Origin of the sequence: Leptospira stimsonii, assembly GCF_003545885.1 — a bacterium.
GTDB classification, from domain to species: Bacteria; Spirochaetota; Leptospiria; order Leptospirales; family Leptospiraceae; genus Leptospira; species Leptospira stimsonii.
This window is the reverse complement of sequence record NZ_QHCT01000014.1, coordinates 36,198-45,000: the sequence shown is the minus strand read 5'-3', so window position 1 is coordinate 45,000 and position 8,803 is coordinate 36,198. Positions and strand designations below refer to the sequence as shown.

General features: G+C 37.4%; 7 protein-coding genes. 6 read left to right on the top strand and 1 reads right to left on the bottom strand.

Going from position 1 to position 8,803, the window contains the following annotated elements; translation table 11 throughout:
* Positions 1-388: 388 nt before the first annotated feature.
* The 6 genes from DLM75_RS23165 (at position 389) to DLM75_RS23135 (ending at position 5,779) form a co-directional block, all read left to right on the top strand.
* A complete protein-coding gene (locus tag DLM75_RS23165) occupies positions 389-943 on the top strand; it encodes a GNAT family N-acetyltransferase (RefSeq protein ID WP_118970887.1) in 555 nt (184 codons plus the stop codon).
* A 284-nt stretch (positions 944-1,227) separates the two neighbouring features.
* Positions 1,228-1,881 (top strand): SH3 domain-containing protein, encoded by a 654-nt coding sequence (locus DLM75_RS23160; RefSeq protein ID WP_118970886.1) that lies wholly within the window; start codon positions 1,228-1,230, stop codon positions 1,879-1,881.
* Between the two features lie 744 nt (positions 1,882-2,625).
* Positions 2,626-3,105 (top strand): group II truncated hemoglobin, encoded by a 480-nt coding sequence (locus tag DLM75_RS23150; protein WP_118970884.1) that lies wholly within the window; start codon positions 2,626-2,628, stop codon positions 3,103-3,105.
* A 466-nt stretch (positions 3,106-3,571) separates the two neighbouring features.
* Positions 3,572-4,366, top strand: coding sequence for a helix-turn-helix domain-containing protein (locus tag DLM75_RS23145; RefSeq protein ID WP_158586515.1), 795 nt, complete (start codon positions 3,572-3,574; stop codon positions 4,364-4,366).
* Positions 4,323-5,012 carry an L-2-amino-thiazoline-4-carboxylic acid hydrolase gene (locus tag DLM75_RS23140; protein WP_118970882.1) on the top strand — a complete coding sequence of 230 codons (690 nt, stop codon included), beginning with the start codon at positions 4,323-4,325 and terminating at the stop codon, positions 5,010-5,012. The genes DLM75_RS23145 and DLM75_RS23140 overlap by 44 nt, the downstream gene beginning before the upstream one ends.
* A gap of 143 nt (positions 5,013-5,155) precedes the next feature.
* Positions 5,156-5,779, top strand: a complete 624-nt coding sequence (locus DLM75_RS23135) for a WG repeat-containing protein (protein ID WP_118970881.1) — start codon at positions 5,156-5,158, stop codon at positions 5,777-5,779.
* Between the two features lie 142 nt (positions 5,780-5,921).
* On the opposite strand, the gene DLM75_RS23130 is transcribed toward DLM75_RS23135, so the two are convergent.
* Positions 5,922-8,468 (bottom strand): N,N-dimethylformamidase beta subunit family domain-containing protein, encoded by a 2,547-nt coding sequence (locus DLM75_RS23130; protein ID WP_118970880.1) that lies wholly within the window; start codon positions 8,466-8,468, stop codon positions 5,922-5,924.
* Between the last annotated feature and the right edge of the window lie 335 nt (positions 8,469-8,803).

Here is an 8,803-nt window from a genome sequence, read left to right as displayed (position 1 = left end):
ACGACATTTCCTCGGTTACCGCTCGATTATTAAGAGAAGGTAATATTAAAAGGCTTACCGATATTTTAACTAACCAGCGATTGCAGTATTAGATATGGGTTGTCAAGAGATTACTGAAAAACGGCAAATCCGAGAGTTTTTTGACCATGGTCAATCTATCGATCCTTCCTTTGATATCCATGGTCTTCGTGAACTTGGTAATGGAGTTCCTGTTATCAGGGTTGGTAATCTAATTCTTGAAAACCGTAATAATTCTGGCTCACCTATTGGGCTGAAACTCAAACCATACCAAGTAGTAACTCTTCTATATGGAACGAGTCGAATTGCTGTAACCACGTCGCCTAATTCATAGAATTCGGATGAGAACAATGGTATCTAAGAGGAAATCATGACTGAAAATAAACTGTCTGAACAAATTAAAATAAAACCTGTTACTAAGTCCAATTGGGATGATTTTGAAGTTTTATTTGAGTCGAGAGGATTATTAAATAATTGTTGGTGTATGGCTTGGCGTATGACGAAAGAAGAACTAAAATGCAACAACGCTAAATGCAGGAAAGAATATATTAGGGAACGTATTTTTTCAAACATTCCCATTGGCTTATTAGCTTACTCAAATACTGAAGCAATAGCATGGTGTTCTGTTGCTCCTAGAGAAACATTTCAAAGGCTTGGTGGCGATGAAAGTTTAGAAAATGTATGGTCAATCGCTTGCTTCTATATCGAAAAAGAATTTAGAGATAAAGGTCTATTAAATTTGCTCATAGAAGAAGCAATGAACTACGCTAAAAAAAAAGGAGCCAAATATATGGAAGCCTATCCTGTGAATCCTGATTCTCCAAGTTATCGTTATATGGGTTTTGTTAAAACCTTTGAAAAATTGGGATTTAACTATATAAAAAAAGCGGGGAAAAGAAGATATGTAATGACTTACAAGTTATAAAATATCGGATGAATTCATTAAGCAAATATATTCTGTTATATACAGGAAAATACCTGTGCCCTCTCGTGGAGCTCCGGGATTGCTTCGTAACCCTCGCTTGGCCTTCGGCACATTTGTTTTGCAACTCGGTTCACGAGACGCGACGAATGCCTCTCGAACCTCGTTCCAATTCCTCCGAGCGTCTAGCGCTCCAGGACCGCAAACGTCGAGAAACCTATGTCGTTATGCGAAAGTTTACTAAATATTTCTATGGAAAAGGAGTTTAAAATTATTTAATTAAAGTAATGAAAATATTTTATTTAATTCTATTCCTTATTTTTCAAATAAATTGCGAAAAGCCAGAATATCGATTTGTCGCAACCAAGAATGGCTTAATTTTGAGAGAAGAACCAGATCTCAACTCTAGGAAACTAGCCTCCTTGCCATTAAACTCAAAAATCCAAATCATTGAATTTAATGACAAAACACTTAAGATTGAAAATGTGGAAGGTGTCTGGTTACGGGCAGAATTTGATAATTATCGAGGGTATGTATTCTCTCCTTATTTATCAGAAGAAATTATCCCAGAAATGCTTGATATTTCAGGTATCTATTCTGGTGTCTACGGAAATGATAATAGCATTTATGGACAGGTGGAATTATTTCATGGAAATAGAGGCATTCTTACATTAAATTTTTGTCATGATATGGCTTATCCAAAAATAAAGTGGTTAAGAAATTCAGCATTTATTTTTGTAAATTTAGAAAAAGAAGATGAACGTTGTTGCCCTGAAATCAAAGATAAAACTTTAGAATTTCGTATCAACAAATCCAATGAACTTGTGTATATTGGAGAAATGATTTACGCATGTAGCCTCGGCGGATCAGGAAGAAAATTAAAAAAGCAAATCCATCAACCCAAAGAGATATTAACGCGTGAACCTTCGGCTAACAGATAGTCTAAAATCTAGATATGAACGGGAAGCTTACAGAAATACGTAACTATTGGAATGCAAAAATTATTTTCTTCATTTCGTCTATTTTCGTATTACTCGTCATAGGGCTCTCTTTTTACTTAGGTAATAAACCTCTAATTAATCATTTAAAAGAAATATGCATTACAATAAGTACTATCTTTTTTCTATTCATTTACTATGGATTATATCACGGCTACAAATGGTTAGAAGAATCAATCGATGTAAAATACAAGTTAATCGATTTAGATATGAGTGGAATAAATATTTCTAATATTGAAATTCCAGATCTTGACTTAGGACCATTGAGCATTATTTTTAGTATCGTCGCCTGGCTGTTTTTCTCGGCTTTTATTATTATTGCCAGTTTGTATTTTATTTCATTTGTGTGGGTTACTTTAATTTTTCTTACTTCAATGTTAAATTGGATTTTTTATAGAGGACTTCGAACGGTTTTTCTTAATTCAAAGCAATGTCACGGAAATCATCTCAAAAGCTCCCTAACTTCAGTAAAATTTACATTGGGTTATATAGGTTGGGTAAGTATTCTAATTTATTTCTATGATAATTTAAAATGATTTGTAAGAGATTGAACGTCGCCTTATTTCGATTTCTCATATCGTTCATCACTCTCGGCTCCCTCTCGGACTCATTTCGAAGATGCGAACGTCGATAAGCCTCTTTCGTTAGACGACCTCGTTCTTTAATATTTTGTCGAATGGAGATAGTATGAAAAAAATACCAACATTGTATGAATGGGCTGGAGATATGGAAACTTTTGAGAATTTGTTTGGCAAATTCTATGAAAAAGTAATTAAAGATGAACTACTACAGAGAGTATTCCAAAATATGTCTTCGGAGCATATTAAACACGTAGCTCATTTCGTTGCAGAAGTTTTCGGAGGAGATAAGCTGTACACCTCCGAGGATAAGGGATCCCATTTTCGGATGATCGGAAAACATATTGGCAAAATGTTAACTGAAGAAATGAGACAACGTTGGGTTCATTTACTCTTATTGACCGCTGATGAAATTGGACTCAAAAGTGATCCAGAATTCCGCTCCGCTTTTATAGGGTATATAGAATGGGGAACTAGATTAGCTGTTGTTAATTCAAACCTACTGGAAAATCCGATAGATAAAAACGAGGAAATGCCTAAATGGGGCTGGGGTGAGACTGGTGGACCATATATTGAGAATGAAAAATAATTCGCATTTATTCTTATCTTAAAAATACTGATTTATTTCAAAATAACGATTATATTCATTAGACTCGATGTATAACTGATTAAAATAGCAACGTCGTGTAACTGCGGCATCTCGCCAGGCATCGAGATTGATTCTTAGTTCTCGAATGGACTCTGCACATAATTGCTTTGTCACTTCCTTATGCGACAAATTCGCTAAGGCTCACTCGAACCCTGTAGCCTCCGTGTCACGCAAAAGAACTTGCGAACGCAAACCTCGAGAAGTCGGAGTTGCGAAATCGTTTCATTGCACCGATGGCTCGTCATAGAACGAACTTGCACGCTTTTAGACGAACTTCGCGTATTGCACGAGACTTATGGTTTTAAAAAATGGAATCTGAAATTTTCTTGCTTTTGCTTTTGAAGCGGACTATAAGCAGAGAATCAGTTTTAGAGAAAATCGGCAAATGATGACGGATTCAAATTTCTTGCAAATCATTTCTTTCATTCTCAATCCGGAATATGAAAATGAATTCATAAAAACGACTCATACCGGCTCCTTGAACTCTTATATTAAGTTTTTTGGAAATGAAATTCTATTCATCGGACAAACGGATCAACCTACCTTTGTTCACCTCACGGACATAGATCCACAATCATTCGCCGTAAAACTTCCGGTCGGTTCCCTACATGCAAACTTTGGAATTTCTCCAAAAGAGATTTCAAACAAAGTTTTCTCTTTTCACGATCTCCCGCAAAGCCCGGCAAAAGAACAGATTCTAAACGTGGTTCAAAAAGAAAAAAATCTCATTTTCAAAATTCGAACAATCGAAAAAATAATAGGCAACGAAACTCCAGTAGATTCTTTCCTAAAAATAATTTTAAGAGAAGGCGACGATTCTTTCAGCTCGGTTGAAGAATTGAGCGATGCCTTGGGATATTCCAATAGGCAAACACAACGACTCATCTTGGATCTTACTGGATTTTCACCGAAGAAATTCTTAAACATCCTCAGATTTGAAAAATGCAAAAGGATGATTCAACAATTTTCCCGCAAGTTTGACCTTTCCTCGATCAGCGCGGAAAGCGGCTTTTTTGATCAGTCTCACATGATCAGAGACTTCTTGAAATTTTCCGGGGTCTCCCCGAAATATTATAAATCTCGCATGTCCGATTTATCCAATACGAAAGCTTCCCCCTTTGTTAGAATCAATCCAACAAATCCGAACGGGGCCTTACATGTTCAAATTCAAAAGAATCGTTTCCAAGAATTTTTGGTATGAATTACTGCAAAACATCACGATCTGGAAAACGATCCAAAAGACTTCAAAATTCAGTTCCATCGAAATCAAAAAGATTCGAGAGGAATACAATAGATTAAGAAAAACCAATCGAGTTTTCATCAGAGACATTCAATCCGAATATCATGTTTCCTGGTGTTCTATCATTCTTTCCATTTATAAAGCATGCTTAGAGAAAGGTATGAAGAATGCGGACGCTATCGGCCTTACTGAGGAAATTATTTTCTCGAATATGAATGCCGAGGGAATCTCAAAATTTATCGAAACCGCTCTGGATAAATCCAAAGACCCATTCAATTTTATCGTGACCGCTTCAAAACAACAGGAAACAAATTTTTTCGGGAATACGTTTCGCTTTAGCAGAATCAAAGACGGATTCGATTCCTATCACGTCCATGTGAACGAATGTATGTACAACGAGTTCTTCAAAGAAAACGCCTATCCCGAATTGATGACAATCGTTTGCAAATGGGATATGATTTCTTGGTCTCGAGGAATCAAACAGGAAAAGCATAAGATTTTTTTCGAAAGGCCGGTCACTTTAGGGTTGAATGGAGAGGATTGTAAATTCAAGTTTGAAAGGATTCTTTTAGATAAAATAGATACCTCAAAGAATAAAACTTCGTAAACATCGGTGACTCCTTGCAAAGGTTACCGAGTGATCCTGGGATTTATGCGATGTTAAAAAAATAAAATCGTATAATTCAACTGCAACAGAATCCTCTTTACATGCTGACTTCGAAATTCAAACATAAGGAATATTAGTCCACGATGCATCAATCACAATCGATTTCTAAAAGATTCTTTTTGAATGGATTTTCTAAACTGTCAATTCTCTTCACCACCTTGATTCTTCTTTCATCGGGTTGTAAAAAACAATCGCTCAGTGCATTCGAGGAAGGAGATCACTTCGGATTTAAGAATCAGGACGGCGAGATTATCATCGCGCCGGATTATTTTTTCGTATATGATTTTAATGAAAAAGGAGTCGCGCTCGTTTTTGGAAAAATGGGATGGAGTTGTATAGATTCCGGAAATCGGATCCTATTGAATCCGTTTCAATACGACAATGGGCCCGATCCTTTCGTGGAAGGCTTGGCACGTTTTACGGAAAATAAAAAAATCGGCTTTTTCGACGTTGGATGCAGGAAGGTCATCGAAGCAAAATACGATTTTGCATTTCCTTTTGAAGAAAATTTTGCCGTCGTTTGTCTCGGTTGCAAATCGATAAAGATGGAAGAGCATTCTTCAATAGAAGGCGGTAAATACGGCCTCATCGATAGAAAAGGAAAAGTTATAATTCCGATAGAATATAATTCCATCTCGGTGGATCGGGACAAAAAAATCGCGCGGGCAATCAAGGGCAAGGTTGCAAAAGACATTCCGATTTTTTAATATATTTTCCAATTGATAGAACTATTCGATTCTCCTTTTCAGAAATATGAAAAGTCAAAGGTCAGCAAGAATCGCTGAGAACAACGGCTCCCCAGCGATCAAAAGATTTCTTCAATTCAGAAAAGATGAATAGACGTCGATTCTACTTTGAATCAGGAACATAAAACGCAGGCCCGTTATTATGCCAGCCTAAACAATCCGTTCCGATTGCGCATAATTGATTTGGCATATATAAAAATCTTTGAACCGGACTATCAACGGAATACGAATATACTGGAATGGTTCCAGGCTGCTGACTTAGGTAAGCATAAAAGGACGGTCCGTTATTATACCAACCAAGACAACTGGACCCAGTAGCACAAAATTGATTCGGCGAATACATAAATCTTTGTCCTCCGTCCGAATCTTGAACTTGGTATTGATAAATTGGCACAGTCCCGGGTAAGAGTCGATCATACGCGTAAAAAGCAAAACCATCGTAGTCATATTCAATTATTAATCCATTTCGATAAAAACTCTGCGGCAAAAAAGGAATTCGACTATAATATAAACTTTGATAAGCGTTCCAATTTTTATCGGAGTATTGATAAACGGCGGTGGTCGCTTTTTGAACTGCAGCTTTCGGCTGCTTTAGTTTTTCGATAACGTTCCAAACGATATTGCTCACTATATTTGGATTTCCATTTTTTTCGTGAACTAAGCCGTTTTGCCAGTCGTATAAACCCCCATTGAAGACCATTCCATTATTTTCAAAAACACCCATAACGATTCCAGTGTGATCATCTGTGGGCGAACTATGACCTGACCGTTCATAATTTACACTATTGCGCGCATCCAAATAAGCAAGGATCTGAAAGCTAATTGGAGATAAATCTTTGCCGGTCGCAAACATTTTTTTGTTATGCGTATCCTCCCCACTTGATACTAAACAACCTCCTTCACATTTGAATAGAAGACTGTCTCCTTCCGTCGATCCGGGAGCAGTAAGCCCCTTATCATCCAATTGACCGTCACTCTTAAAAAATAAACCAAACTTCTGAAAGTCTTGGACAATGAGGTTGGGATCGTTGGAACGAAAAACCCAATGATTTGCTTGCTTGATTTCAAATTCTCTAGCATTTTCTGTTGTCCAAGTTTCATGAGGTCCGGATTGCGTTCCATACCGAAAACTCAAACCGAAAGTTTGATTTTCAGGATAATATAAGCTTCTTTGATACCAATTGAAAGTTTTCAGTAAGGGATCGGGAAAAGGATCTAAGGATACATTTATATTTTCTGTAGTTTTGTAACAAATGAGAAGCCTATTCGGATTTCCTACTGCGTCAGGATTCAAACGGATTTGAAACCAGGATGTATTCCCCCCGAATACAGCCATGTTTCCCCCGTTTCTAATATAATAATCTAAATTCAAACGCATCTGTTTCGAGATATACTCGTTTTGGCCGACAAAAATTACCAATTGGTATGAATTCAATAAATTTGGATCGGCATGTAAATCGACGTCGCTTGCAAATTCGATATTACTATAGGGAAATTGATTATTTATATCTTTTTTACTTAACATAGATGAAATAAAATCAATATGCCTACTTGGGCTGCCGGTAGTGGGTCTATTGAAAGACGCAGTCGGTGAAATTAGAATATTTTTACTTGGATCAGGGTAAGTGCTCGTTCCACCCCAAGTATTGTATGCTTGCCAAGTTGAAAAAGGAATTATCATAAGAATATTACTCACTACCGCAGGTTGACTTGACTTAACGACAAAGTAAATCCTTTGCGAATCACTAATTTCTAAATAATAGAGACCGGAAGGCCAACCCGTTGCTGGTATTGTCTTTGAAATTGTAGCTGTCCAAGAACACCCCGATGACGGCGCACAGGAATCCACATCTTGAGAATCGACTAACACATTATTTTCGGTACCGACTGGATCGTTAACCCCCACTTTATAGAACTTCAATGGATTGGTAGCTCCAAACACTGTCGGAGTTCCAAAAGCAGTCGGATCATTCAGATAAAACCGAATCGTCTCACCAGGCGACACGGAAGTTGTCGAACTATAGCCTTCTATCTCCGAAGTAGAGGTATGCTCTTTATAAGGAATTTGCGGTACGTAAAAAGCGGTTCCACCATTGGTCCAACCGAGCCAATTACCACCAACCCCAACAAAGGCCTTGGGGGAATAAAAAAATCTTTGCTGAGGCGAATCCACGACATAGGCATACACCGGTCGCGTATAGGATCGAGGATTTGGAAAAGCATAAAACGCAACTCCACTATTGTACCAACCGCAACTTGTTCCTACTGCGCAATACAAATTGGACGAATACATAAATCGGTAGTAACCACCCGGATCAACCGCATAGTATTGATAGACAGGAACGGTTCCGGTCCGGGGATTTGAGAAAGCATAAAAAACTACCCCATCTGAAGTCCAAGCCGTCGGAGTATTTGCGCTTTGAGAGTAATATAAAATCTGACTCCCGTACATATCTCGATATTCATATTGATAAATCGGTATAGGGGCGTTTGACGGAGAAACACTCTGTGCGCTTCGAATATGATCCGCAATCGAAATCCCATTCTTATCTTTCGTCGAGGAGAAAAGAAAATCCAAATAGTTGTTTGTATCCGAATTACAAAATTGAAACGTTGTTGAGAAAAATAGTAAAAAAGCGATTCGCAACATAAAAATTCCTTGTTCGTCCTATTAAAAGACAATTCGCATAATCAATATTAGTTTTATCCCCGTCAAGACTGATTGAAGCCAAGAGAGACTAACTTTCGAAAAAAGAAAATCTCCTATTTACCAAAATTCTTTGATCCAAGGCGATTAAGATCTTTGCTATTTTCTTCTATAAAAAGGAATCGAAACTATCGCATTCAATTGTAAAACAAAGGAGTTCCTACTTTTACTCATCGAACCGGTTTGAGAAAAAAAGGAAGCAACCGAAGTTTCTTTTTTCTAGCCCGAGACAAAACACTCTCCCCGAAAAAAGTAGGAACTCCCTCTTCTATCCACTT

What these genes read in the sequence shown, in the direction of transcription:
- DLM75_RS23165 (WP_118970887.1), top strand. Translation starts at nt 389, where the DNA reads ATGACTGAAAATAAACTGTCTGAACAAATTAAAATAAAACCTGTTACT.
- DLM75_RS23160 (WP_118970886.1), top strand. Translation starts at nt 1,228, where the DNA reads ATGAAAATATTTTATTTAATTCTATTCCTTATTTTTCAAATAAATTGC.
- DLM75_RS23150 (WP_118970884.1), top strand. Translation starts at nt 2,626, where the DNA reads ATGAAAAAAATACCAACATTGTATGAATGGGCTGGAGATATGGAAACT.
- DLM75_RS23140 (WP_118970882.1), top strand. Translation starts at nt 4,323, where the DNA reads ATGTTCAAATTCAAAAGAATCGTTTCCAAGAATTTTTGGTATGAATTA.
- DLM75_RS23135 (WP_118970881.1), top strand. Translation starts at nt 5,156, where the DNA reads ATGCATCAATCACAATCGATTTCTAAAAGATTCTTTTTGAATGGATTT.
- DLM75_RS23130 (WP_118970880.1), bottom strand. Translation starts at nt 8,468, where the DNA reads ATGTTGCGAATCGCTTTTTTACTATTTTTCTCAACAACGTTTCAATTT.